The 24,702-nt window shown below is 67.6% G+C and carries 27 protein-coding genes and 2 tRNA genes; 8 read left to right on the top strand and 21 right to left on the bottom strand.

The window, feature by feature from the left end:
* Positions 1 to 9: 9 nt before the first annotated feature.
* The gene (locus H5393_RS04180) at positions 10 to 189 is read left to right on the top strand and encodes a DUF6104 family protein (RefSeq protein ID WP_182765571.1); all 180 of its coding nucleotides are present in this window, start codon (positions 10 to 12) and stop codon (positions 187 to 189) included.
* A complete protein-coding gene (gene galK, locus H5393_RS04175; protein WP_182765570.1) occupies positions 189 to 1,331 on the top strand; it encodes a galactokinase in 1,143 nt (380 codons plus the stop codon). Before H5393_RS04180 ends, galK begins: the two co-directional genes overlap by 1 nt.
* Here galK and H5393_RS04170 read toward each other — a convergent pair.
* Positions 1,328 to 1,702, bottom strand: coding sequence for a hypothetical protein (locus H5393_RS04170; RefSeq protein ID WP_182765569.1), 375 nt, complete (start codon positions 1,700 to 1,702; stop codon positions 1,328 to 1,330). The two genes, galK and H5393_RS04170, sit on opposite strands and share 4 nt — an antisense overlap.
* A gap of 167 nt (positions 1,703 to 1,869) precedes the next feature.
* On the opposite strand from H5393_RS04170, the gene H5393_RS04165 reads away from it, so the two are divergent.
* Positions 1,870 to 2,121, top strand: coding sequence for a WhiB family transcriptional regulator (locus tag H5393_RS04165; RefSeq protein WP_076058478.1), 252 nt, complete (start codon positions 1,870 to 1,872; stop codon positions 2,119 to 2,121).
* A gap of 80 nt (positions 2,122 to 2,201) precedes the next feature.
* On the opposite strand, the gene H5393_RS04160 is transcribed toward H5393_RS04165, so the two are convergent.
* Positions 2,202 to 3,614 carry a sensor histidine kinase gene (locus H5393_RS04160; RefSeq protein ID WP_182765792.1) on the bottom strand — a complete coding sequence of 471 codons (1,413 nt, stop codon included), beginning with the start codon at positions 3,612 to 3,614 and terminating at the stop codon, positions 2,202 to 2,204.
* A 123-nt stretch (positions 3,615 to 3,737) separates the two neighbouring features.
* Between H5393_RS04160 and H5393_RS14820 the strand changes: the two genes are divergently transcribed.
* A complete protein-coding gene (locus H5393_RS14820) occupies positions 3,738 to 3,812 on the top strand; it encodes a 50S ribosomal protein bL37 (RefSeq protein ID WP_369819251.1) in 75 nt (24 codons plus the stop codon).
* Positions 3,813 to 3,880: 68 nt separating this feature from the next.
* Here the strand turns inward: H5393_RS14820 and H5393_RS04155 are convergent, their stop codons facing one another.
* The 5 genes from H5393_RS04155 to leuC all read right to left on the bottom strand — a co-directional run bounded on the left by H5393_RS04155 (position 3,881) and on the right by leuC (position 7,668).
* A complete protein-coding gene (locus H5393_RS04155) occupies positions 3,881 to 4,153 on the bottom strand; it encodes a zf-HC2 domain-containing protein (protein WP_182765568.1) in 273 nt (90 codons plus the stop codon).
* On the bottom strand, positions 4,153 to 4,767 hold the full coding sequence (locus H5393_RS04150) for a sigma-70 family RNA polymerase sigma factor (RefSeq protein WP_182765791.1): 615 nt from the start codon (positions 4,765 to 4,767) through the stop codon (positions 4,153 to 4,155). The genes H5393_RS04155 and H5393_RS04150 overlap by 1 nt, the downstream gene beginning before the upstream one ends.
* 247 nt (positions 4,768 to 5,014) lie before the next feature.
* Complete coding sequence (locus H5393_RS04145) at positions 5,015 to 5,485, bottom strand: DoxX family protein (RefSeq protein ID WP_182765567.1); 471 nt, start codon at positions 5,483 to 5,485, stop codon at positions 5,015 to 5,017.
* A gap of 167 nt (positions 5,486 to 5,652) precedes the next feature.
* Complete coding sequence (leuD, locus tag H5393_RS04140) at positions 5,653 to 6,258, bottom strand: 3-isopropylmalate dehydratase small subunit (protein ID WP_182765566.1); 606 nt, start codon at positions 6,256 to 6,258, stop codon at positions 5,653 to 5,655.
* Between the two features lie 3 nt (positions 6,259 to 6,261).
* Entirely contained in the window at positions 6,262 to 7,668 is a 1,407-nt protein-coding gene (gene leuC / locus H5393_RS04135; RefSeq protein WP_182765565.1) for a 3-isopropylmalate dehydratase large subunit, read from the bottom strand.
* A 115-nt stretch (positions 7,669 to 7,783) separates the two neighbouring features.
* Between leuC and H5393_RS04130 the strand changes: the two genes are divergently transcribed.
* A complete protein-coding gene (locus tag H5393_RS04130; RefSeq protein ID WP_182765564.1) occupies positions 7,784 to 8,509 on the top strand; it encodes an IclR family transcriptional regulator in 726 nt (241 codons plus the stop codon).
* Positions 8,510 to 8,553: 44 nt separating this feature from the next.
* Here the strand turns inward: H5393_RS04130 and H5393_RS04125 are convergent, their stop codons facing one another.
* Complete coding sequence (locus H5393_RS04125; RefSeq protein WP_182765563.1) at positions 8,554 to 8,847, bottom strand: antibiotic biosynthesis monooxygenase; 294 nt, start codon at positions 8,845 to 8,847, stop codon at positions 8,554 to 8,556.
* A gap of 116 nt (positions 8,848 to 8,963) precedes the next feature.
* Between H5393_RS04125 and H5393_RS04120 the strand changes: the two genes are divergently transcribed.
* On the top strand, positions 8,964 to 9,350 hold the full coding sequence (locus tag H5393_RS04120) for a DUF4870 domain-containing protein (RefSeq protein ID WP_182765562.1): 387 nt from the start codon (positions 8,964 to 8,966) through the stop codon (positions 9,348 to 9,350).
* A gap of 70 nt (positions 9,351 to 9,420) precedes the next feature.
* On the opposite strand, the gene H5393_RS04115 is transcribed toward H5393_RS04120, so the two are convergent.
* From H5393_RS04115 to cimA, 5 genes are all read right to left on the bottom strand, one after another.
* Positions 9,421 to 9,496: transfer RNA gene (locus H5393_RS04115), tRNA-Glu, on the bottom strand.
* A 56-nt stretch (positions 9,497 to 9,552) separates the two neighbouring features.
* Positions 9,553 to 9,624: transfer RNA gene (locus tag H5393_RS04110), tRNA-Gln, on the bottom strand.
* 79 nt (positions 9,625 to 9,703) lie between these two features.
* Positions 9,704 to 10,639 (bottom strand): CPBP family intramembrane glutamic endopeptidase, encoded by a 936-nt coding sequence (locus H5393_RS14815; protein WP_182765561.1) that lies wholly within the window; start codon positions 10,637 to 10,639, stop codon positions 9,704 to 9,706.
* The gene (locus H5393_RS04100) at positions 10,636 to 11,439 is read right to left on the bottom strand and encodes a fumarylacetoacetate hydrolase family protein (RefSeq protein WP_182765560.1); all 804 of its coding nucleotides are present in this window, start codon (positions 11,437 to 11,439) and stop codon (positions 10,636 to 10,638) included. The genes H5393_RS14815 and H5393_RS04100 overlap by 4 nt, the downstream gene beginning before the upstream one ends.
* Positions 11,440 to 11,470: 31 nt before the next feature.
* Positions 11,471 to 13,051, bottom strand: coding sequence for a citramalate synthase (gene cimA, locus H5393_RS04095; protein WP_182765559.1), 1,581 nt, complete (start codon positions 13,049 to 13,051; stop codon positions 11,471 to 11,473).
* Positions 13,052 to 13,181: 130 nt separating this feature from the next.
* On the opposite strand from cimA, the gene H5393_RS04090 reads away from it, so the two are divergent.
* Positions 13,182 to 14,234, top strand: coding sequence for a 3-isopropylmalate dehydrogenase (locus H5393_RS04090; protein ID WP_182765558.1), 1,053 nt, complete (start codon positions 13,182 to 13,184; stop codon positions 14,232 to 14,234).
* Positions 14,235 to 14,293: 59 nt separating this feature from the next.
* Here H5393_RS04090 and mgtE read toward each other — a convergent pair whose 3' ends face one another.
* Positions 14,294 to 15,655 carry a magnesium transporter gene (gene mgtE / locus H5393_RS04085; protein WP_182765557.1) on the bottom strand — a complete coding sequence of 454 codons (1,362 nt, stop codon included), beginning with the start codon at positions 15,653 to 15,655 and terminating at the stop codon, positions 14,294 to 14,296.
* 235 nt (positions 15,656 to 15,890) lie between these two features.
* Between mgtE and H5393_RS04080 the strand changes: the two genes are divergently transcribed.
* A complete protein-coding gene (locus tag H5393_RS04080) occupies positions 15,891 to 16,376 on the top strand; it encodes a hypothetical protein (RefSeq protein ID WP_220488157.1) in 486 nt (161 codons plus the stop codon).
* Between the two features lie 56 nt (positions 16,377 to 16,432).
* Here H5393_RS04080 and ilvC read toward each other — a convergent pair whose 3' ends face one another.
* The 7 genes from ilvC to H5393_RS04045 form a co-directional block, all read right to left on the bottom strand.
* Positions 16,433 to 17,461, bottom strand: coding sequence for a ketol-acid reductoisomerase (ilvC, locus tag H5393_RS04075; RefSeq protein WP_182765555.1), 1,029 nt, complete (start codon positions 17,459 to 17,461; stop codon positions 16,433 to 16,435).
* A 44-nt stretch (positions 17,462 to 17,505) separates the two neighbouring features.
* Complete coding sequence (gene ilvN / locus H5393_RS04070) at positions 17,506 to 18,012, bottom strand: acetolactate synthase small subunit (RefSeq protein ID WP_076058449.1); 507 nt, start codon at positions 18,010 to 18,012, stop codon at positions 17,506 to 17,508.
* On the bottom strand, positions 18,009 to 19,751 hold the full coding sequence (locus H5393_RS04065; RefSeq protein WP_182765554.1) for an acetolactate synthase large subunit: 1,743 nt from the start codon (positions 19,749 to 19,751) through the stop codon (positions 18,009 to 18,011). The genes ilvN and H5393_RS04065 overlap by 4 nt, the downstream gene beginning before the upstream one ends.
* A gap of 268 nt (positions 19,752 to 20,019) precedes the next feature.
* Positions 20,020 to 20,502, bottom strand: coding sequence for an aromatic ring-opening dioxygenase LigA (locus H5393_RS04060; protein ID WP_182765553.1), 483 nt, complete (start codon positions 20,500 to 20,502; stop codon positions 20,020 to 20,022).
* 161 nt (positions 20,503 to 20,663) lie between these two features.
* Complete coding sequence (locus H5393_RS04055; protein WP_182765552.1) at positions 20,664 to 21,056, bottom strand: HIT family protein; 393 nt, start codon at positions 21,054 to 21,056, stop codon at positions 20,664 to 20,666.
* 18 nt (positions 21,057 to 21,074) lie between these two features.
* On the bottom strand, positions 21,075 to 21,836 hold the full coding sequence (gene hisF, locus H5393_RS04050) for an imidazole glycerol phosphate synthase subunit HisF (protein WP_182763551.1): 762 nt from the start codon (positions 21,834 to 21,836) through the stop codon (positions 21,075 to 21,077).
* Positions 21,837 to 21,899: 63 nt separating this feature from the next.
* The gene (locus tag H5393_RS04045; RefSeq protein WP_182765551.1) at positions 21,900 to 24,656 is read right to left on the bottom strand and encodes an RNA helicase; all 2,757 of its coding nucleotides are present in this window, start codon (positions 24,654 to 24,656) and stop codon (positions 21,900 to 21,902) included.
* Positions 24,657 to 24,702: the final 46 nt, after the last annotated feature.

Below are 24,702 nucleotides of genomic sequence, written 5' to 3'. Positions count from 1 at the left end.
CTTTCGGTCATGTATTTCACTGACCGCGGGCTGGAAGAGCTGGTTGATCGGCGCGGCCACGAGGAGGTCTCCTTCGAGTGGCTCGCCGAACAGCTGCGCACCTTCGTCGACCTCAATCCCGAATTCGAAACCCCCGTGGAGCGTCTGGCCTCATGGCTCGCGCGTCTCGACGACGACGAGGAGGAGTGATGCCGGATCTCGATGCGCTGAGGGAACGCTACCGCGCTGCGGTGGGCAGTGAGCCCGAGGGCCTGTGGTTCGCGCCGGGCCGGGTGAACCTCATCGGTGAGCACACCGACTACAACGACGGGTTCGTCCTGCCGTTCGCCCTCGACAAGAAGGCGGTCATCGCGGGCGGTCGTCGCGACGACGACGAGCTCATGATGGTCTCGCTCGAACTCGACGACGAGGTGCGCCTGAGGATCGAGGACCTGGCCCCCGGCACCGAGGGCTGGTCCTCCTACCTCGCCGGCGTCGTCTGGGCGCTGCGCGAGGCCGGCCACGCCGTGGGCGGGGCCAACCTGGTGATGAGCTCGGACGTGCCCCTCGGTGCGGGCCTGTCGAGCTCCGCCGCCATCGAGTGCGCCACCGTCGCGGTACTCACAGACCTGTACGGGCTCGACATCGAGCCCATCGACCGGGCCAAGCTCGCCCGCGTGGCCGAGAACGCCTACGTGGGCGCGCCCACGGGCCTCCTGGACCAGGCCGCCAGCACCCTCTGCGAGGCCGAGCACGGCCTGTTCCTGGACTGCCGCACGCTGGAGACAGAGCAGGTTCCCCTCCCGATGGCCGAGCAGGGCTACGAGATGCTGGTGCTCGACACGAAGACCCCGCACAGCCACGTCGACGGCGAATACGGCACCCGCCGGGCCTCCTGCGAGCAGGCGGCCGCCATACTGGGCGTCCCGGCGCTGCGCGACGTCACAGACCTGGACGAGGCCATCCAGAAGCTCGACGACCCCACCATGGTGAAGCGGGTGCGGCACGTCGTCACGGAGAATGAGCGAGTGCTGAACGCCTTCGAACTGACACGCTCAGCAGATCTCGCGGAGTTGGCGCCGCTGCTGGATGCCTCGCACGCCTCGATGCGTGACGACTACGAGATGACGGTGCCCACCGTCGATCTAGCCGTGGACACGGCGAAGCAGGCCGGCGCCCTGGGTGCGCGCATGACGGGTGGCGGCTTCGGCGGCTGCATCATCGCGCTCACGAAGGCGGGCGAGGCGGACCGGATCGGTCAGGCCATCGCCACCGCTTTCGCCGACGCGGGCTTCGGCGCCCCGGAATGGTTCACCGCCACGCCGGCTGCCGGAGCAGGGCGGCTCGCCTAGAGCTTCTCCAGCTCGCCACGGCCCACGGCCACCACGGAGGTGACGACCGTGACGAGGATGAATGGGGCCACGACGAGGGCACCGATGAACTGCGCGCGGTCATCGGTGCCCAGCAGGCTGTAGACGACCATGGCGTGCAGCAGGGAGGACGCCACGATCAGGCCCAGCGCCCACCGCCGGCCGCGCACCACCAGCCAGGCAAAGGCGATCAGGGCGATGCCGTAGATCGAGAGCATCGTCGCCACGCCGATCCCGAACATCCTGCTGTTGGCCACCAGCGTGCCGACGGCGACGCCCAGGATGGCCAGCCCGGTCAGGGCGGTCAGGATCACAGGGATCGCCAGCAAGGGATGTCGCAGCGCAGCAGTCACCCGTTCAGCGTGCCCGAGGCCGCAATTCTCGGCAACTCTTGGGATCGACCGGCGCGGTATACAACACGCAGCCACAGCTATTGCTTATCGTTGCTGCCAAGGGTAATCTGCATGAGCTTGCGGAGAATTCCGCGGCGGAAATTCCCCCCGACAGAAGGAGTACAACTATGGATTGGCGCCACCGGGCTGCCTGCCTCACTGAGGATCCGGAGTTGTTCTTTCCCGTCGGCAACACGGGGCCGGCCTTGGCTCAAATCGAAGAGGCCAAAAAGATCTGCGCCCGTTGTGTCGTCAAGGACCAGTGCCTCTCGTGGGCACTCGAAGCCGGTCAGGACCACGGCGTCTGGGGCGGTCTGAGCGAAGACGAGCGTCGCGCGATCAAGCGCCGCGCCGCCCGCTCCCGCCTCCGCAACAACTGACCCGACCCGCCATCGTGAGCCCTCTCGGGGGCTGGCGCTGCGCGTCCTGAGTCTCTGCACACCGCCACCCGTTCAGCACCTCACGGAACGGGCAGCACGATGTGCGCCACGGCGCCCTGGCCGTCGTCCCTGTTCCTCAGCGTGAAGGTGCCGTCCAGGTCGTGGATCAGCGTCGAGATGATCGACAGCCCCAACGACTTCTGCGACCCCATCCGGAATCCGTCGGGAAGGCCGTTGCCGCCGTCGAGGATGTCGATCTTCAGCGTGCCACCGTCGCGGTGGGGCCGCACCTCCACGAGCCCTGAGGCGCTGTCCAATCCGTGCTCGACGGCGTTCTGGCAGAGCTCGGTGATGACCATCGAGAGCGAGGTGGCCATCTCCGCCGGGATCACCCCGAACGTGCCGCGCCGCGTGGCCCGTACCGTGCCGGCTGAGGCGGCCAGGTCTCCCACCATCTCGAGGATCTTGTCGCAGACGCCGTCGAAGGCCACCTCCTCCACCAGCGAGTAGCTGAGGGTCTCGTGGACCATCGCGATCGACGACACGCGGCGCATGGCGTCGCGAAGGGCCTCCCTGCCCTCCTCCGACTTCAACCGCCGCGACTGCATGCGCAGCAGCGCGGCCACCGTCTGCAGGTTGTTCTTCACCCGGTGGTGGATCTCGCGGATGGTGGCGTCCTTGGTCACGAGCATCCGGTCGCGGCGCCGCAGGTCTGTGGTGTCGCGGCACAGGACGAGCATGCCGGCCGTGGTGAACTCCAGCCACAGCGGCAACACCACGAAGCGCATGGAGGCGCCCCGAGCCTCGACGTCGAACTCCAGGGTGAGCCTGCCGTCGATGTCCGCGCTCACCGTCTGCCCCATGGACTCGACGCCCTGCCGGACACGGCGGGTGAGTTCCCGGAACCGCTCCCCCTCGATGTCGCCGATGGCGCCCAACCTGCGGTAGCCGGTGATGGCGTTGGGGCTGGCGTACGAGATCACCCCGTCCGGCTGCACCCTGAGCACGCCGTCGGCCACTCGTGGCATCAACGCCTTGTCCGACGGGGGCACCAGCGGGAACTCGCCGCGCATCAGCATCTGCGTGAGGATCTCCGCCGCCTCGAGGTAGTTCTCCTCGAGGGCACCGGTGGCCCGCATACCCATCTGGTTGGTGTGGCGCTCGATCACCGCGACCGGGCGGTCGTGTCTCAGCACCGGGATGGCCCAGACGTCGACGGGGATGCCGGCGGAAATGGCGTTGTCCGTGGTTTCGGCGATCTCGTGCGTCATGAAGGCGACGGTCACCTGGTGGTCCGGCTCATACTCGATGAGTTCGCCCACGATGTCCTCCTCGAGGGCTGTGGGGCCCGTCACCGGCCTCACCTGGGCGGTGCAGGCAAAGATGTCGCCTTCTTCGGTGAGGGGCTTCCAGAGGACCAGGTCAGAGAAACTCAGGTCTGCCAGCATCTGCCAGCCGGAAACGAACGCGTCGAGCCATTCGTCGTCGCTCATCAGGTCTACGTCTCGGGTCACAGGCTCCACTCTGCCACGGACACCCTTTTCCGTGCAGCCGGGTCCTTCTGGCACAATGGGGCGTCACCTGAATAGACATAAGCAGACCTAAGGAGGCCCAACATGGGTAAGCGTGGCCGTAAGCGCAAGGCTCGTCGTAAGAACGGCGCCAACCACGGTAAGCGTCCCAACGCCTGACCGGAGAAACCACAAAGCCCCCGCCTGGTGCGGGGGCTTGTTGTTTCTCAGAACTGTTCGGCTTGTCCTCAGCCGGTCCGGGAGATGCGGATGGTCTGGATGCGGGCCGTCAACGTCGACGGTGCCGTCTTCTGCGGCAGGCTGCGCTGGATCATCTCGGTGATGGTGGATTCGATTTCGAAGTTCTCCATACATCGTTCACAGGCGTGGAGGTGGTGACGGATCATGTCCGCGTCGGCGTCGAGGAGTTCGTTGTGCAGGAAGGCGTGCACCCTGGCGAGGGCCTGGACGCATTCGTCCATCTCGTCGTGCGCATGGGAGAACATGTCGCTTTCACTCATCACCGGCCCCCCGCCTTCCGGCCGATGCCCCGCTCGAGGGCGTAGTCTGCAAGCAGCTCGCGCAGTTGGGCGCGGCCGCGGTTCAGTCTGCTCATCACGGTGCCCAGCGGGGTGTCCATGATCTCTGCGATCTCCTTGTAGGAGAACCCTTCAACGTCTGCGAGGAGAACTGCCATGCGGAAGTTCTCCGGGAGCGCCGCGATCGCGTTGGCGACGGCCGCATCCGGCGTCTGGTCGAGCGCTTCCATCTCCGCGCTGCGCAGACCGGTGGAGTCGTGCGAGGCGGCCCGGGCGAGCTGCCAATCGGTGACGTCCTCGTCGCCGCTGGTCTGCGGCGAGCGCTGCGCCTTGCGGTAGGCGTTGATGTAGGTGTTGGTGAGGATGCGGTAGAGCCAGGCCTTGAGGTTGGTACCGGGCTGGAACGTGTGCCGCGAGGCGAAGGCCCGCGCGTAGGCGTCCTGGACGACATCTTCGGCGTCTGCCGGGTTGCGCGTCATGCGCAGCGCTGCGGCGTAGAGGCGGTCGAGATGGCTCAGCGCTTCCTCCTCGAACGCCGCGGCGGCCGCGACGTCGAGTTCGGCGTCAGTTGACGCATCGAGAAGTTCCTTGTCCATCACGACAGAGAATAGCGCGAGAAGCACGATGGCCCGCACTGAGCCCACTGGCACCGCAGTGGTGCAGCGCTTCGAGGCTGGCATCGTGGTCATGTGCTGTGTAACGCTCCGCATGCGTGAGTTATTCCCACCGAAGGACTTTGTGCCGCCGGCATCTGTCCCCGCCTCCCCGCCTCCCAGCCAACGGTCGAGAAGAGACAGAGACGCCCCGCTCCCTGACGGGACGGGGCGTCTCTGGGTGGCGGGATCAGTTGCCGACGGGCTGCGGTTCGCGCGTCTCGGCGGCGACACCGGCCGAGCGGGAGAGGATCATCGCGTCGACGGAGTAGCGACCGGCACCGGCAACGCCGACCGCGAGCGCGGCGGCGGCGATCACGCCGACCAGTTCCCAACCGTTGGCGGCGACGAACACGCCGCCGGACAGGTGCACGAGCACGGCGGCGCCGGCCATCTCGACGGCGACGATCAGGCCGGCGATCGCAGAGAAGGCACCGACGAGCAGCAGGAGGCCACCCACGAGCTCGACGAACGCGGCGACGGTGGCAGACAGCTGCGGGGCGGGGACGCCCATCTGCTCGAACGCCGCGCCGGTACCGGCGAGGGTCCACTCGCTGAACTTCTGAACGCCGTGCGCGATGAGCACCGTGCCGAGGATGACGCGGGCGATGAGCAGGGCGACGTTGCGGGCCGCGGCGGGGAAGGCGATGAGGCTCTTCATGAGGGAACTCCTGGTTTCAGACGTGGAGGCGGCATCGGTCGACCCACCTGGTTGATTGTTCAACTTTACATATTAGTTGAAGCTTCCACAACATGGGACCCGCCCGGGACAGCAGAAGGGGACCTGCCCAGTGGACAGGTCCCCTTCGGTGAGGAGTGGTTGGACCCTCAGCCGGCGGTGCGCACCGGGAGGGTCTTCGGCTTGAACGACGGACGGGTGGCCTCGTAGGCCGAGATCGTGTCCGCATCCTGCAGGGTCAACGAGATGTCGTCGAGGCCGTTGAGCAGACGGTGCTTCGTGTACTCGTCGATCTCGAACCTCACTGTGAGGCTACCGCGCACGATCGTCTGCGACTCGAGGTCCACCGTCGTCTCGACGTTGGGGTCCGCCTCGATGGCGGCCCACAGCAGGTCGCGGTCCGCGTCGGAGACGAGCGCCACGAGCAGGCCGGCTTTGCCGGAGTTCGAGCGGAAGATGTCGCCGAAGCGGGTACCGATGACCACGCGGAAGCCGTAGTTCTGCAGGGCCCACACCGCGTGTTCGCGCGAGGAACCGGTGCCGAAGTCGGGGCCGGGGATCAGAATGGTGCCCGAGGTGAACGGTTCCTTGTTCAGGACGAACTCGGGATCGTTGCGCCATGCGGAGAACAGGCCGTCCTCGAAGCCGGTGCGCGTGATGCGCTTGAGGTACACCGCCGGAATGATCTGGTCGGTGTCGACGTTCGAGCGCTGCAGCGGAACGGCGATGCCGGTGTGGGTCTTGAAGGGTTCCATTGGTCAGGCTCCAATCAGGTCGGCAGGGGCGGCCAGGTGGCCGACGATGGCGGTGGCGGCGGCGACGGCCGGCGACACGAGGTGGGTGCGCCCACCCTTGCCCTGCCGTCCTTCGAAGTTGCGGTTCGAGGTAGACGCGGCGCGCTCCCCCGGTGCCAACTGGTCCGGGTTCATGCCGAGGCACATCGAGCAGCCGGCGGCACGCCACTCGGCACCGAAGTCGAGGAACACCTGGTGCAGGCCCTCGGTCTCGGCCTGGAGGCGTACCCGCGCCGAGCCCGGCACGACCAGCATGCGGACGCCCTCGGCGATGTGCTGGCCCTGCAGCACGGAGGCGGCGAGGCGCAGGTCCTCGATGCGGCCGTTGGTGCAGGAGCCCAGGAAGACGGTGTCGACGGTGATGTCGCGCATGGGGGTGCCAGGCACGAGGTCCATGTATTCGAGGGCGCGCTTCGCGGTGGCCTGCTCGACATCGGACTCGAAGTCCTCGGGGGCCGGCACGACGCCGCCCAGCGGGACGCCGTGACCCGGATTCGTGCCCCAGGTGACGAACGGCGTCAGTTGCGTGGCGTCGATGTCCACCTCGACGTCGAACGTGGCGTCGTCGTCGGTGCGGAGGGTCTTCCAGTACTCGACGGCGGCATCCCACTCTTCGCCCTCAGGCGCGTGGGGGCGACCCTTGAGGTAGGCGAACGTGGTCTCGTCCGGCGCCATCATCCCGGCCTTGGCGCCCCACTCGATGGACATGTTGCAGATCGTCATGCGGCCTTCCATCGAGAGGTTCTCGATGGTGGAGCCGCGGTACTCGACGATGTGGCCCTGGCCGCCGCCGGTGCCGACCTTGGCGATCAGCGCCAGGACGACGTCCTTGGCTGTGACGCCATCGGGAAGTTCGCCGTTGATGTTGACGGCCATGGTCTTCGGCTTGGCCTGGTTCAGCGTCTGCGTGGCGAGCACGTGCTCGACCTCGGAGGTACCGATACCGAATGCGAGCGCGCCGAAGGCGCCGTGCGTGGAGGTGTGGGAGTCGCCGCAGACGATCGTCATGCCCGGCTGGGTGACACCCAACTGGGGGCCGATGATGTGCACGACGCCCTGGTCCTTGTCGCCCAGCGAGTGGATGCGGATCCCGAAGGCCGCGGCATTCTCACGCAGGGTCTCGACCTGCTTGCGTGAGACCGGATCCGCGATCGGCGCGAGGATGTTCAGGGTGGGGGTGTTGTGGTCCTCGGTCGCGAGCGTGAGGTCCGGGCGACGGACGGCGCGGCCGGCCAGGCGCAGGCCCTCGAAGGCTTGGGGGCTGGTCACCTCGTGGACGAGATGGAGGTCAATGTAGAGCAGGTCCGGCTCTCCCTCGGCGGCGCGGACGACGTGTGCGTCCCATACCTTTTCGCTCAGGGTCTTACCCATGGCTCCTCGCTTCGCAGAACTTGGATCGTTCGTGTGTGAACTCACCGCAAGTATGCAGGAATCGCCGCAACTTCCCCGTTTGCTTGTCCAGCATGTGGATTGATAATCTCACCATATGGACGACACTTCTGGCGTTGGAGTACTCGACAAAGCGAGCCTGGTGCTGGCCGCTCTCGAGCGCAACCCCCTCACCCTCGCGGGCCTGGTCACGGCCACCGGACTGGCCCGACCGACCGCCCACCGTCTCGCGGTGGCGCTTGAGCACCACCGGTTCGTGGGGCGCGACCTCCAAGGCCGCTTCGTGCTGGGCCCCCGCCTGATCGAGCTGGCCGAATCCGCCGGTGAAGACCCCCTCCTCGCCACTGCCGGGCCCATCCTGCAGCGCCTCCGCGACATCACGGGCGAATCCGTCCAGTTGTTCCGCCGTCAGGGCGACTTGCGCGTGTGCGTGGCCTCGGTGGAACGCCCCACGGGTCTGCGCGACACCGTCCCCGTCGGCGCGCAACTGTCGATGTCCGCCGGCTCCGCCGCCCAGGTGCTGCTGGCCTGGGAGGAACCGGACAAGCTGGACAAGCTGCTCGACGCGGCGTCGTTCACCATGGCCACGCTGCAGACCGTGCGCCGCCGCGGCTGGTCCCAGTCGGTGGCGGAGCGCGAGGCCGGCGTCGCGTCCGTCTCTGCCCCGGTGCTGGCACCTTCCGGCAAGCTCATCGCGGCAGTGTCGGTCTCCGGCCCCATCGAGCGGCTGACCCGCTCCCCCGGTCGTCTGCACGCGCCCGCGGTGCTGGCGGCGGCGGAGCGCCTGAGCGAGGTTCTCCGCAGGAGCGGCGCCCCTGAATGAGACAACCAGAAACATCCCCCGGCACCGGGGGACGTTTCTGTCGCCTAAAGGCCGGCCAGCGCCCTGAAGACCTGCTTGACGCGCGGTTCGGTCTGTACCCGGTTGGTCACCTCGGCCCACGCCCTGTAGTGGTCGGTCTGCTTGTGGGCGTCCAGCGCACCCTCATCGACGTAGGCCTCGGCCAGCGTGAACCTGGTGGGGTCGTCGTCGTGCTGGAGAACGTCGAACCGGAGGCAGCCCGGTTCCTGGAGTGAGGCGGCGCTGTTGGCCGCCGTCACGGCGACGAACTCCTCCTCGGCTTCTGGATGGATGGTCACGACTACCTGGAAGACGTACATGGGCCTCAACATAACTCCCCGGGGTGGCTCGGGGGGCCTCGACCCGGGCACCGACAGGGGGCGGGTCCGGGCTGATCCGGATACCCTCGGCGCCGCTGCCTCCCTACGCTTGAAACATGACCTACCACTATTCCGATGCCCGGGCCGCGCGGAGCGACGAGCGCTCCATGGCGGTCCTCGCCCACCTCTCCGCGATCATCGCCATGGTCCTCAGCGCCGGCTGGCTGAGCTTCGCCGGTCCTCTGATCGTCTGGTTCCTCTACAAGGACCGCAGCGGCTACGTCCGCCGTGCGGCCGCCGGTTCGTTCAACTTCAACATCTGGGCCTGGCTGATGAACGCCATCGCCTGGGTCTGCCTGTTCACGGTGGTCCTGATCCCAGTGTCGATCGTGCTCTGGGCGATCGCCGGCATCATGACCCTCTGGTGCCACATCCACGGCGCGGTGCGCGCCTCCAACGGCCGGACCTACGACTACCCGGCGTCCATCCGCATCCTGGACTGACCATTGGTCGCTCAGCTCTGGGCACACAAAAAAGCAGCCTGGTCAACAGATGTTGACCAGGCTGCTCGCTTGGTAGCCCCGACGGGATTCGAACCCGCGCTACCGCCTTGAGAGGGCGACGTGCTAGGCCGCTACACAACGGGGCCCCTAACGCGTGGGAGAGCTTAACACTCTCTCCTGCTGGATGGCTAATCGCCATCCGCAGGGGTACCAGGACTCGAACCTAGACTAACGGAACCAGAAACCGTCGGGCTGCCAATTACCCCATACCCCTAGTTACTCGGCTACCCGAGCACGAGAAGAAACACTACACCACCCTCAGCCAGCACCACAAATTCGGCGTGCGCGCCGGTTCAGGGCGTGGTGGTCGCGAGATTGAGGCGCCGGGCAAGCCACCAGGCAGCGAGCCCGAAGAGCACGAACGCCAAGATGTTCCAGCCGGCCTCCGCCCATGTGATACCCGTTGTGGCCCGCAGCTCCTCGAGCCCGATGCTGAAGAGCGCGTACACGTAGCTCGAGATGTTGTTCACGATGTGCGCCCCGATGGCCGCCTCGAGCCCCCCGGTCACCAGCACGAGCGAGCCGGCCACCAGGCCGAATACCAGGCGGTGCGCGAAGAGAGCGGGGTTCTGCAGCCCGTGCATGAGCGCGAACAGCAGCGCCGAGCCGACGACGCCCACCCAGGCGCGACCCGTCGCCGAGCCGATGGCTTGCAGCAGGTAGCCCCGGAAGAAGAACTCCTCAGCAGCGGCCTGCAACGGCGAGGAAAGCACGATCAGCACCAGGAAGCCCTGCCACCCCGGCTGGCCATCAGTGAACGGGGACAACTGCCCGAGCGCCCACTGCGCCCACACGACGGCGTTGAGGAGCACGGCGGCCACCACCAGCGTCATCAGCAGATAGCGCCACCGCATCCCCGGTTGGACGGAGGCCAGCCAGCGGGGTTTCAGGCCGTGCACGTAGCGCATCAGCAGCAGCGAGATGGGGATGAGCAACGCGAGCGCCAACTGCCCCGCCACGGGGCCGTCGGGAAGACGGTAACTGGCCGCGTCCGCCAGGTAGGCCGACCAGCCGCCGCCCCCGCGCACCAGGAATCCAAGGCCCAGGAAGGCCTGGTTCGCCAGCGGGATCAGCAGCGCGTAGGCCGAGAAGCCCAGCAGAATGCCGAGGGTCACCGTCATGCCCAGGAACGGGACCGTGGGCAGCACCCTCGGGTACGGCATCCCCGGCGGCGGATCCACCGCCTCCCCTGGATGGAACAGCGCGAGCGGCGTGGGAGGCTGGGTCACGCGTCGACGACGGGGTTGCTGAGCGTGCCGAGGCCGTCGATGCTGACATGCACCTCGTCGCCGGGCTGCATCTCCCCCACTCCGGCGGGGGTGCCGGTCAGGATGAGATCGCCCGGGAGCAAGGTGATGGACTGCGAGATGTGGCTCACCAGCTCGGCGATGCCGCGCACCATCTGAGAGGTGTTGCCGCTCTGGCGGACCTCCTCGCCGAGCCTGGTCTCGATGGGCAGGTGGCCGGCCTCGTCGATGGTGAGATGCGTATTCATCCACGGCCCCAGCGGGAGGAACGTGTCCGCGCCCTTGGCGCGGGCCCACTGGCCGTCCGAAGCCTGCCAATCACGCGCGGTGACGTCATTGGCGATGGTGTAGCCGAAGATCACCTCGGGCACCCGCTCGACGGGCACCTGCTTGCAGATCCGGCCGATCACGACGGCGAGCTCACCCTCGAAATGCAGCGACTCCACTCCGTCGGGCCGGATGATCGATTCGTTGGGCCCGATCACCGAGGTGTTCGGCTTCAGGAACAGCAGCGGCGCGGGCGGCACCTCCCCGCCCATCTCCTTGGCGTGGTCCGCGTAGTTCTTCCCGACGCCGACCACCTTGGAGCGAGGGATGACCGGCGACAGCAGCCGCACGTCGTCGAGCTCGTGCCGCTCCCCCGTGTAGTTGACGGGGACGCCGGCCAGCGGATCTCCGGTCAGCGTGGCGATGGTGTCGGGGTGGTCACCCCCGTCGACAGCGAGTTCGATGACCCCGTAAGCGGGGTCCTGTCCGGCGGTGGCGAAACGTGCGATGCGCATGAGGCACAGAGTAGTGGACCCCTGCTGCGCACTAGTGCGCGTAGGTCATGAGTCCGTAGGCGAGGGCGTCGCGCAGCGCCTCCCACGAGGCCTCGATGACGTTGGTGCCCACACCCACCGTCGTCCAGGCGTACCCGTTGTACGCGGTGTCGATCAGCGTGCGGACGATGGCGTCGGTGCCGTGACCCTCGTCGAGGATGCGGACGCGGTAGTCCGTGAGCTCGAACTGGGCCACCTGCGGGAACGTCGGCTGCAGCGCCGAGCGCAACGCATGGTCCAGGGCGTTGACCGGCCCGTTGCCCTCGCCCACGACCATGAAACGGCCGCCGTTGGCGGTGAGCTTCACGGTGGCCTCGGAGAGGTCCTCGCCGGCGCGCTCCTCGGTGAAGACGCGCCAGCTCTGCACCTGGAACGGCAGCTCGAGGATGCCGAGTTCGTCGCGCAGGAGCATCTCGAAGCTGGCGTCGGCCGACTCATAGGAGTAGCCCTCGGCCTCGCGCTTCTTGACGCGATCCGTGACTCGCGCGGCCAGTTCGCGGTCGTTCAGGTCGAAGCCGAGCTGCTCGCCCTTGATCTGGATGTTGGCGCGGCCGGCCATGTCGGAGACCAGCATGCGCATGTCGTTGCCCACCAGGCTGGGGTCGATGTGCTGATAGAGATTCTCGTCCACCTTGATGGCCGAGGCGTGGAGCCCCGCCTTGTGCGCGAACGACGACTGTCCGACGTAGGGCTGGCGACCCACGAGCGGCTGATGCGCCACCAGCGCGATGGCGTGTGCGACCCGGGTGAGCTCCGCCAGGTTTTCAGCCGGCAGCACGTCCCAGCCGTACTTGAGCTGGAGGTTGGGGATGAGGGCGGACAGATCGGCGTTGCCGGTGCGCTCCCCGTAACCGTTGAACGTGCCCTGCACGTGCATCACGCCCGCCTCGACGGCCGCCATGGTGTTGGCGACGGCGCAGGCCGTGTCGTTGTGGCAGTGGATGCCCAGGTTCGCGCCGGTCGACGCGGCCGCCTGAACGACTTCGGCCATCCAGCTGGGCAGCATGCCGCCGTTGGTGTCGCACAGGACCACGACGTCGGCGCCGGCCTCGTGGGCGGTGCGTACCACCTGCAGCGCGTACTCGGGATTGGCGCGGTAACCGTCGAAGAAGTGCTCGCAGTCGACGAAGACGCGCTTGCCCTGGCTGCAGAGGTATTCGACGGTGTCGCGGACCATCTCGAGGTTCTCCTCGAGCGTGGTGCGCAGCGCGCGGAAGACGTGCTCGTCATGCGACTTGGCCACGATGCAGATGTAATCAGTACCCGCATCGACGAGGGCCTTCGTCAGGGCGTCCTCAGAGGCGGTGGCTCCGGCCTTGCGGGTGGCGCCGAAGGCGACCAACCGGGAGCGCTGCAGGTCGAGCTCTTTGGCTGCACGCTGGAAGAACTCCGTGTCGTTGGGGTTGGCCCCCGGCCAGCCACCCTCGATGAAGTGCACCCCCAGTTCGTCGAGGTAACCCGCGATCTTCAACTTGTCGTTGACGGACAGGTGCATGCCCTCCTGCTGCGCGCCGTCGCGCAGGGAGGTGTCGAAGACGTGGAACTCGGCGGGCTGCACCGGCACGGTCGGCATGGTCTCTCCAGTCGGTTGGGGAATCTGGGGGAACAATACGCTGTCCAGCGCCTGCCCGGACGTCTCAGCCAGTGGACGGACACCTGAGACACCCACCGCCACCGGAGACGCCTCGCGTAGGGTTTCCGCCATGACTTCAGCGAAGATCGCCGTGATCGGCGGAGACGGTATCGGCCCCGAGGTGACCACGGAGGCGCTCAAGGCGCTGACCGCCGCGGCTGGACCGGACACTTTCGAGTTCGTCGACTACGACCTGGGCGCCGAGCGCTGGCAGCGCACCGGTGAGGTCCTGCCGGACTCCGTCCTTGAAGAACTGAAGTCCGTCGACGCCATCGTGCTCGGCGCTGTCGGTGCGGCCCCCGGTTCGAAGGCCATCCCCAGCGGCCTCCTGGAGCGGGGCCTCCTGCTGAAGCTGCGCTTCGCCTTCGACCACGCCGTCAACCTCCGCCCCTCCAAGCTCTACCCGGGCGTCCCCACCCCCCTGGCGCCGCACATCGTCGAGGGGCGCACCATCGACTTCGTCGTCGTGCGCGAAGGCACGGAGGGCCTCTACTGCGGCAACGGCGGCTCGGTCCGCGCCGGCACCCCGCAGGAGCTGGCCACCGAGGTCTCCGTCAACACCGCCTACGGCGTGGAGCGCGTGGTGCGTGACGCCTACCGCCGCGCCCAGTCGCGTCGTGGCCACCTCACGCTGCTGCACAAGCACAACGTGCTGGTCAACGCCGGCAGCCTCTGGAACCGCGTCTTCACGGAAGTCGGCCAGGAATTCCCGGACGTCGAGACGAAGTATTTGCACATCGACGCGGCGATGATCGCCATGGTTGTGGACCCCGCGCAGTTCGACGTGATCGTCACCGACAACCTCTTCGGCGACATCGTCACGGATCTCGCCGCAGCGGTCACCGGCGGCATCGGGCTGGCGGCCTCGGCCAACATCAACCCCACGGGCGAATTCCCGTCGATGTTCGAGCCCGTGCACGGCTCCGCCCCCGACATCGCGGGCAAGGGCATCGCCGACCCGACGGCGGCCATCTCATCGATGGCACTGCTGCTCGACCACCTGGGCAGGCCGGAACTCGCCAAGAAGATCGACGACGCGGTCACCGCCGACATCGGCGCCCGCGGCGCCGACAAGTTCTCGACCACCGAGATCGGCGACCGGATCGCGGCCAAGCTCTCCTGACCCGGCACCACACTGGAAAGGCGTGGCCCCGGCACCTCCGGGGTCACGCCCACCGCGGCTCACACGCCGAGGACGGCCTTGGCGATGAGGAAGTAGATGACCAGGCCCGTGGCGTCGACCAGGGTCGTGACCAGCGGCGCCGACACCACGGCCGGGTCGATCCCCATCTTCCGTGCCAGCAGCGGCATGGCGCCGCCGATGGTGGCCGCCCACGCACAGATCAGCACGAGCGAGATGGCCACCACCAGAGCGATGCCGGGGCCGACGAAGAAGGTGCCGACCACGAGCCCGAGGATCGCCAGCATCAGGCCCAGCAACAGCCCCACGCGCAACTCGCGCCAGGCGACGGTGGGCAGGTCGCGGAACCTCAACTCGCCGATGGCCAACGCCCGCACCGACGCGGTCGCGGCTTGGGCCCCGGCGTTGCCGCCGGCGCCGATCAGCATGGGGATGAAGAGCGCGAGGGCGGCCACCTGTTCCAGCGTCGCCTCGAAGGCCTGGGTCACCGAGACCGTCAGCGTGGCGGCCACCAGCAGCAGAGACAGCCACATCGCCCGGTAGCGGGCCAGCCGGAACACTCCGACCGCCATGTAGTGGCCGGCCCACGGCGCCGAGCCGGACTGGAGGGCCGTGTCCTCGTTGTCGGCCTCCTCGATGACCTCGATGGCGTCGTCGAGCGAGAGCATGCCCACCAGGCGACCCTCGCTGTCGACCACCAGCATGTTGTACGCGTTGGTCTCGCGCATCAACCGTGAGGCGTCCTCGGCGCTCTCGGTCGCCGGCACGACGACGGCGTCCGGGTCCAACAGTTCCCCGACTCGGGTCCCGGGCGCTGAGAGCACCAGCGTCCCCAACTCCAGGACCCCCACCAGATGGCGCGTCGCGTCCACTGCTGCCAGGGTGTAGACGTTCTCCGCCTGGGGCCCCTTCCGCTGCACGGCCAGGAGGGCCTCCCCTGCCGTCGCCCCGGCCGGCACGGTGAGCACCTCCGGCGTCATCACGCGGCCGACGGAGCCCTTGGGGTAACCGAGCAGGGTGGCGGTCATGGCGCGTTCGGTGGGGCTCAGGCCGCCCAGGACGCGCCGCACGACCTTGGCCGGGGCCTCGTTGAGCATTCGGGCGCGGTCGTCCGGGTCCATCCCCTCGACGACCTCCTGGAAGGCCTCATCACGCAGCGACTCGAGCAGCCTCTGTTGGTCGAACGGCTCGAGTTCTTCGAACACCTCGATGCCCGTGTCCTTGGGGAGCAGGCGGAACGCGATGGCCATCGGCACGTCGTCGAGCCGGGCAAGTTCACCGGCGATGACATGGTCCGGTTGCTCGCCCAGCAACCTGGCAGCTTCAGGCAACCGCATCTCGTCGATCAGCTTGGTCAGTTCCCGGGCGTAGTCCTGGGTCGCCGTCCCGTCATCGCGCGCCATCTCACCCCTCACCCTCGGTAACCGACCGAAGTCTAGCCGGGCATCTGTCACGGGCCATTGCCATCCTGACCGCCCCTGGCGGGCAGGACGTCGCGACTGCGCAGCTCAACAGTCCCGCACGCTGACCGCCACCCACCACAGCCCCACCCTGCGGGGTGGGCCCAGCGCCCCTTCCCTGGTCCTGCACGCCTCGGATGGGTAGCGTCGGGGTAAGACCCACAGGAAGGTTGTGACCATGACCTACATCAAGACCTATCTTCGGGACCACCACGGCGGAGCCGCCGCCGGCGTCGACGCCTTTCACCGCGTCGCGGAGGGCCACGGCGACCAGAGCGTGCGCGACACCGTCGCCCGCATCGCCGTCGACATCGAGGCAGCGCACGAGGAACTGCAGCACATCATGGAGCGCTTCGGGGCGCAGCCCAACAGCGCGAAGGACTTCGTGGCGAAGATGGCCGAAAAGGCGAGCAGGCTGAAGCTCAACCGCGAGGTGGTGCGCCGCTCCCCGCTCTCAGACCTGGTCGAGCTCGAGGCGTTGATGGACGCCGTGCACGCGCAGTCCAGGATGTGGCAGATCCTGCTGCAGCTCGACGACACCCGCCTCGACCGTCGGCAGCTCACCGACCTCTTCTCCCGGGCGCGGCAGCACGAGAGCGAGCTTGAAGAGCTCTGGCTGAGGCAGGCCCCCAAACTGCTCGAGCGCGACGAACAGCCCGGGTGAGACGAAGAGGCCCCAGTGACCGGTGCGGTCACTGGGGCTTCTCAGGCCGGCCCGGATCAGCGGGCGGCGGTGCCTTCGGTGTAGTCGGCATCGTCCGAGGCGACCCAGCTCATGAGCTTGCGCAGCTCACGGCCGGTGGCCTCGATGGGGTGCGCCTCACCCTTGGCGCGCAGTTCCTTGAACTCCGGCGCGCCGGCGTCCTGGTCGTCGATGAAGCGCTTGGCGAAGTTCCCGTTCTGGATGTCCGCGAGGACGCCCTTCATGTTCTCCTTGACGCGCTCGTCGATGACACGGGGGCCCGACACGTAGTCGCCGTACTCGGCCGTGTCGGAGACGCTCCAGCGCTGCTTGGCGATGCCGCCCTCGTACATGAGGTCGACGATGAGCTTCAGCTCGTGGAGGCACTCGAAGTAGGCGACCTCAGGCTGGTAACCGGCCTCGGTCAGCACCTCGAAGCCGGCCTGCACGAGAGCCGACGCGCCGCCGCACAGCACGGCCTGCTCGCCGAACAGATCGGTCTCGGTCTCTTCGGTGAAGGTGGTCTTGATGCCGCCCGCGCGCAGCGAGCCGATGCCCTTGGCGTAGCTCAGCGCGAGCTCCCAGGCCTTGCCGGACTCGTCCTTCTCCACGGCGATGATCGCGGGCACGCCACGGCCGTCCGCGTATTCGCGACGCACGAGGTGCCCGGGGCCCTTGGGAGCCACCATGCACACGTCGACGCCCTGCGGCGGCGTGATGTAGCCGTAGCGGATGTTGAAGCCGTGCGCGAAGAACAGCGCGTCGCCCTCGGCGAGGTGCGGCTCGATCTCCTCCCTGTAGAGGGTGCGCTGCGCCTGGTCCGGCGCCAGGATCATGATGAGGTCAGCCTCTTCGACAGCCTCGGCCACGGACACGACGCGCAGGCCCTCGGCCTCCGCCTTCGCACGCGACGGCGAGCCTTCGCGCAGGCCGACCCGCACGTCGACGCCGGAGTCACGCAGCGAAAGGGCGTGCGCGTGGCCCTGCGAGCCGTAGCCGATGACGGCGACGTGGCGACCCTGGATGATCGACAGGTCGGCGTCTTTGTCGTAGAACATCTCTGCCATGGGAATCCTTCTTTGATGTAGCGATGTGGGGGTGAGTCTATTGGTTACTTGGCTTTGCTCTGCGAGAGCGTCTTAGCACCGCGGCCCAGCGCGACCTGGCCCGACTGGACCAGCTCGATGATGCCGTGCGGAGTCAGCATCTCCAGCAGGGCGGCGAGCTTCTCGTCGCTGCCGGTGGCCTCGACCGTGATCGATTCGGCCGACACGTCCACTGCCTTGCCGCGGAACAGGCTGACCACGTCGATGACCTGGCTGCGGGTGTTCACGTCTGCACGCACCTTCACCAGCATCATTTCGCGACGCACCGCCGAGACACTGAGTTCGAGCACCTTGCGCACCTCGATCAGCTTGTTGAGCTGCTTGACGATCTGCTCGAGCGCCGCCTCGTCGTCGACCTGCGCCACGACAGTCATGCGCGACAGGTCCTCGGACTCGGTGGGACCGACGGCCAGGGACTGGATGTTGAAGCCACGGCGCGAGAACAACGCGGCGACGCGCGTCAGGACGCCGGGACGGTTGTCGACCAGGATGGACAGGGTCTGGGTCTTCACAGGACTTCCTCTTCCCACTCGGGAGCCATGTCGCGGGCGACGCGGATCTCATCGTTGCTGACACCGGCGGGCACCATCGGCCAGACCATGGCGTCCTTGTGCACGACGAATTCGATGACCACGGGGCGGTCGTTGATCTCCAGGGCCTGCTGGATGGCCGCCTCCGCCTCCACCTCGTTGGTGGCGCGCAGCCCGACGCAGCCCATCGATTCCGCGAGCATCGGGAAATTGGGCAGCGACTCGGTCATCAGGTCGGTGTTGGAGTAGCGGCCCTCGTAGAACAGGGACTGCCACTGGCGCACCATGCCGAGGGCGTGGTTGTTGATGATCGCGATCTTGATCGGGATGTTGTTGAGCGCGCAGGTGACGAGTTCCTGGTTGGTCATCTGGAAGCAGCCGTCGCCGTCGATCCCCCACACCGTGGTGTCCGGGTTGGCGACCTTGGCTCCCATCGCCGCAGGGACACAGAAGCCCATGGTGCCGGCGCCGCCGGAGTTGAGCCACGAGTTCGGCTTCTCGTGCGGCAGGAAGTGCGCTGCCCACATCTGGTGCTGGCCGACGCCGACAGCGTAGATGCTGTCCGCGGGGCTCAGCTGGCCGATGCGTTGGATGACCTCCTGCGGGGAGAGCTGCCCGTCAGGAGCGGCATCCCACCGTGGCTGGTAGCGCGCCTTCATCGTGCCCAGCTGACGACGCCACGCGTCGATCTGGGGCATCTCATAGGCCTCGATCGCCTCGTTGAGCTGGACGAGCGTCTGCCTGACGTCGCCCACGATGGGGATGTCAACCGGCTTGTTCTTGCCGATCTCGGCCGGGTCCACGTCGGCGTGGATGATCTTGGCCCCCATGGCGAAGCTGTCCAGCTTGCCGGTGACGCGGTCGTCGAACCGGGTACCCAGCGCGATCAGGAGATCGGCCTTCTGGAGCGCGCCCACGGCGGCGACCGTGCCGTGCATCCCGGGCATCCCCATGTTGAGCTCGTGCGAATCCGGCAACGCACCGCGTGCCATCAGCGTGGTCACGACGGGGATGCGGGTCTTCTCGACGAACTCGGCAAGCTCCTCGTGGGCTCGGGAAAGGGTGACGCCGCCACCGATGTAGAGCACGGGGCGCTTGGCGTCGGAGATCATCTTCGCCGCCGCCCGGATCTGCCGCGAATGCGGGCGGATCGTGGGCTTGTAGCCGGGCAGGTCGAGCGTCTCCGGCCAGATGAACGGCGCCGAGTTGGTCAGCGCGTCCTTGGCGATGTCGACGAGCACCGGCCCCGGACGTCCCGTGGCGGCGATGTGGAAGGCCTCCTGGATCGCGCGCGGGATCCCGCCGACCTCCTTGACCAGGTAGCTGTGCTTCGTGATCGGCATCGTGATGCCGCGGATGTCTGCTTCCTGGAACGCGTCGGTGCCGATCGAGTGGCTGTTGACCTGTCCGGTGATCGCCACGATCGGGGTCGAATCCATGTACGCGTTGGCGATGGGGGTCACGAGGTTCGTGGCGCCGGGACCCGACGTGGCGATGCAGACGCCGACGCGGCCGGACGAGATCGCGTACCCCTCGGCCGCGTGGCCGGCGCCCTGCTCGTGCCGCACCAGGATGTGGCGGATCTTGGAGTCGTAGAGCGGGTCGTAGGCAGGCAGAATGGCGCCACCGGGAATACCGAAAGCTACATCGACACCCATTCGTTCGAGTGACTCAACGAGAGCCTGGGCCCCCGTCATGAGCTGACCGTCTGTCTGCGCCATTGCCTCTCCCTTCTCATGTGCAGTGGCTCGTGGACTTCGTCTTCCAAGAAAAAACCCCCGCTGCCCACTTGGGCACACGAGGGAGCGCTTCGGATCTGAGATCGCTAAGCGCTAGAAGTCAATTACGAGCCAGCTGGTGTTGGGCATGGGTCAACCCTCGCGTTTGGCGCCGTGACTGTCAAGCGATTCGGCGGTGTGGTCCGAAATGTAAGACGGCGGACCGGGAAAATCCCGGTCCGCCGCCTCACGAGCGCTCAGAGGTGGGCGATCACGCCTCCACGCGGCCGACGACCGGGCGGATGGTGGTCAGGGCCCAACCGATGAGGGCGAACAGGATGCCGAGACCGATCACCAGGGCGGCGACGCCGAAGGCGACGACCGAGGTGAACAGCGAGGCGCGGAGGAAGGAACCGTTCATGACGGTGTTGCGCTGCTTGTTGAACTCCTCAGCGGCGGCGGTGTCGCCGGCGGCCTCGGCCTCACGGGCGAGCGAGCCGAGCTCGGCGTAGGTCTTGCCCTCGGAGCCGGCCAGGGCGTGCATGTTGATCGTGTCTGCCTGAGCGAACGCGCTCAGCGGGCCGGTGACTTCCTTGCCCGCGTAGGCGCCGTTCATGAACGTCGAATCGCCCGGCACGGTGATGTTCTCAGCCTTGAGCTGCGACGACACCTGGGTCCAGGTGACGGCGCCGGCGACGATGAGGACAACGCCGGCGATGATCGACAGGATGCCGACAAGTTTGGTGGCCTTCATGGAAGCCCTCTTTCTATCTGTTCTGGGTGCGCTTGCACCCTGGGACTGTGTCTCGGGACCCACTGGAGTGAGGGCTCCGGCCGTTACCTTACGGGGGTTCGGTATTTACGACAATTGGTAGTATGCACCCCTGTGGTTAGCCTGTCCTAATCGGGGGTCACTTAAGGCTTCAGTGCCGCGTGGACATCGTCCAGATCAACGTCGATCACGCCCCGCATGTTAGTGATTCCGGGGTTGTCGGCATAGCGCGGAATCACGTGCACGTGGGTGTGGAACACCTCCTGGCCCGACACGCCCCCGACGTTGGCGAGCACGTTGAAACCGTCCGCCCCCAGGCCCTCCTTGAGGAGCCGACCGACCCGAGCCACGGCGTGCCCGATCTCGGCGAGCACGTCGTCGTCCTCCAGGATGTCGACGGTGTGCCGCTTGGGCACCACGAGGCTGTGACCCTTCTGCCAGGGCGAGATGTCGAGGAACGCGAAGGCCACGTCGTCCTCATAGATCTTCTTCGAGGGGATGTCGCCGTTGATGATCTTGCAGAACAGGCAGTCCATGAAGAGTTCCTTCGGTTGTCAGCGGACTTCGAGCCCGGCCTCACGGAGGCCGGCCTTCACTTGGTCGACGGTGAGGGCACCGTAGTGGAACACGCTCGCCGCGAGCACCGCGTCGGCGCCGGCACGGGCCGCGTCGACGAAATGCTGCACCGTGCCCGCCCCACCGGAGGCGATGAGGGGCACGTCGACGGTCTCTCGCACGGCGCGCAACATCTCGAGGTCGAAACCGTCCGTGGTGCCGTCGGCGTCCATCGAGTTGAGCAGGATCTCTCCCACGCCGCGGTTGCAGGCCTCCCTGGCCCACGCCAGCGCGTCGACCCCCGCCGACTTCTTCCCCCCGTGGGTGGTGACCCCGTAGCCCGACGGCATCCCCTCTTCGCGGCGGGCGTCCACTGAGAGCACGAGCACCTGGTTGCCGAAGGCTCTGGCGATCTCGTCGATCACCCCGGGGCGGGCCAGCGCACCGGTGTTGATGCCCACCTTGTCGGCACCTGAGCGCAACAACGCGTCGACGTCGGCGACCGAGCGCACTCCCCCGCCCACCGTCAGCGGGATGAACACCGTCTCGGCGCAGCGGGCGACCATCTCACGGGTGGTCGCCCGGCCCTCGACAGAGGCGGAGATGTCCAGGAAGGTGAGTTCGTCCGCCCCCTGGGCGGAGTATTTCGCGGCCAGCTCGACGGGGTCGCCCGCGTCGCGGAGGTTCTGGAAGTTGACCCCCTTGACCACCCGGCCGTCGTGGACGTCGAGGCAGGGAATGACACGCAGAGCTACTGACACGGGGAAATCCTACTGTTCTTTCGCCGGACACACGCTCGCTCCCACGGCCGCAGCGGGACGCGGTCAGTCCTCCGTCAGGTCCGTGGCGACGACCCCGCGGCGCATCGAATCCGCCACTGCGTGGCAGGTACGACGCAGGTCACCGGGACCGACGGCGGTGGCCAGCTGGCCCGCAAGGTCCACGACCTGGCGCACCCAGCGCACGAAGTCCCCGGCCGACAGGCTGGTGGTGGCGAGCACCTTCGACAGGTCCTGGCCGGACGACCAGCGCCACGCGGCCTCGGCGAACCCGATGTCCGGCTCCCTGCCCCGGTCACGCTTGTGCTGGCGCTCCAGCCTGCCCACCTCTCGCCACACGTCACGCAGCGCGGACTGCGCGCGCTCCGACTCGGCGTCCGGCATGCGCGGCAGCACAGCGTCGCGCGAGGGCCGCGACTCGTAGACCAGCGTCGATAGCACCGCGGCCAACTGGGGAGGGGTGAGCCCGGCGAAGACGTCGCGGCGGATGCATTCGGCGGCGACGAGATCGAGTTCGTTGTAGATGCGGCGCAGCATGCGTCCGGCATCCGTGAGCGTGTCGTCGTCGAGGTAGCCCAGTTCCTCGAGCACCGCCAGCACGCGCTCGAACTGCACCGCCAACGAATTCGCGCGACCGGTGATCTGTGACTCGATCCGCTCCGCCTCACGCTCCAGCCGGATGACGCGCGCAGCCTCGACGGCATGGACCTCCCGATCCGGGCACTCGTGGCAGGGATGGGCCTTGAGTTCGCCGCGCAGCTGCCGGATCTCGCGCTGCACCTGGTCGTCGGACGGCGGCGCGGTGTCCGGGATCTCCGGGTCTGCGGAGGCGATCTTGCTGCTCATGGCCGACAGCAGAGAACGCCTGTCCGCGCGGTCACGCACCGAGAAGTTGCGCGGCACGCGCACCCGGCCGACCGGCTGGACAGGGCCGCGGAGGTCGTGGGCCTGCAGCTTGAGGACCGTGTGATCGCCGGAGATGATCTGCGCCCAGGGCTCGGCCTGCCGCCCCTGCTGGCCCACACGCAGCACCACGGCCCACCCCTGGCGCGGTACGTGCACGATGTCCCCGGGCATCAGCGTGGTCAGGGAGTGCCCGACGAGCTCCGACTGCTCAGCCTTGCGGGCCTTCGAGGACACCGCCTCCAACCTGGAGATCTCGTCGCGCAGCCGCGCATAGCTCATGAAGTCGCCCAGGTGGCACTCCACCGCCTCGCGTGCGACGGCGAGATCAGCGCGCGTCGAGCGGGAGGTGCGGGTGGCCTTCACCACCGACTTGTCAGTCTGGAACTGCGCGAACGACTGGTTGAGCAGGTCACTGGCCCGCTCGCGGCCCAGCGTGGCCATCAGATTGACGGCCATGTTGTAGGTGGGGGCGAAGCTGGACACCAGTGGATACGTGCGCCTCGAGGCGAGGCCGGCGACCGCACGGGGATCCATACCGGACTGCCACAGCACGACGGCGTGCCCCTCGACGTCGATGCCGCGTCGGCCGGCACGCCCGGTCAGCTGGGTGTACTCCCCCGGCGTGATGTCGACGTGCGACTCGCCGTTGTACTTGACCAACTTCTCAATGATGACGGTGCGCGCCGGCATGTTGATGCCCAGCGCGAGCGTCTCCGTGGCGAAGACCAGCTTGAGGGCACCCGTGGCGAAACCCTCTTCGACGATCGCCTTGTAGGCGGGCAACTGGCCGGCATGGTGCGCGGCCACCCCTGCCATCAGCGCCTCCCGGAACCGGTCGTAGCCCAGCGCGTCCAGGTCTGCCCACGACAGCCCCTTGACGTGCTTGTCGGCGATGTCGCCGAGCAGCGCCGCCTCGGACCGGTTCGTCAGCGTGATGCCGGCGTCGAAGACCTGGCCGACCGCCGCGTCGCAGCCGACCCTGGAGAAGATGAAACAGATGGCCGGCAGCAGCTGCGCCCTGTCCAGCACGACGGCGATCTCGCCGCGGCTCGTGCGGTGCTCGCGGAAGCGCTCGTGCGCAGCGCCACCGTACCGGCCGGAACCCTGCGTCACCTCACGCTTGCCACGCCCGGACCTGCCGCGCGGCCTGCGGGCGTCGTCGCGCACCTTGGTGGCCTCACCCTTCGAGACCCGCAGCAGCTCACGGTTGACCTTCGACGCGCGCGCCTCCGGCAGTTCCTGCGCCGTGGGTGCCACCCCTTCGAACAGGTCCATCAGCTTGCGGCCCACCAACACGTGCTGGAACAACGGGACCGGCCGCCGCTCGGACACGACGATGGAGAACTCACCGCGCACGGTGCGGAGCCACTCGCCGAAGTCCTCCACGTTGCTCACCGTCGCCGACAGCGCCACGATCTGCACCGAATCCGACAGGCCGAGGATGACCTCTTCCCACACCGCGCCGCGGAACCGGTCCGCCAGGTAGTGCACCTCGTCCATCACGACGAAGCCGAGGTTGGCCAACGTCGGGGAGCCCGCGTAGATCATGTTGCGCAGCACCTCGGTGGTCATCACCACGATCTGCGCCTCGGAGTTGATGGAGGTGTCGCCCGTCAGGAGACCCACCCGGTCTGACCCGTAGCGCTCCACCAGGTCGTGGTACTTCTGGTTCGAGAGCGCCTTGATGGGCGTGGTGTAGAAGCACTTGCGGGAGGTCTCAACCGCGAGGAAGACCGCGAACTCACCCACGACGGTCTTGCCGGCGCCGGTGGGGGCGGCCACGAGCACGCCGCGGCCCTCCGCCAGCTCGCGGCATCCGTCGAGTTGGTAGTCGTCGAGCTGGTACGGGTAGAGCGCACTGAACTCGGAGAGTTGGTCGAGAACGTTGTCCGTCATTTGCGTATCACGTTACCGCACGCGTTTGGGCAGGGTGGGGACCTCG

The organism is Tessaracoccus sp. MC1756 (genome assembly GCF_014164735.1).
In the GTDB taxonomy this organism is placed as follows: Bacteria; Actinomycetota; Actinomycetes; order Propionibacteriales; family Propionibacteriaceae; genus Arachnia.
The sequence above is the reverse complement of the archived record's forward strand: the minus strand, read 5'-3'. Positions and strand labels throughout refer to the sequence as shown.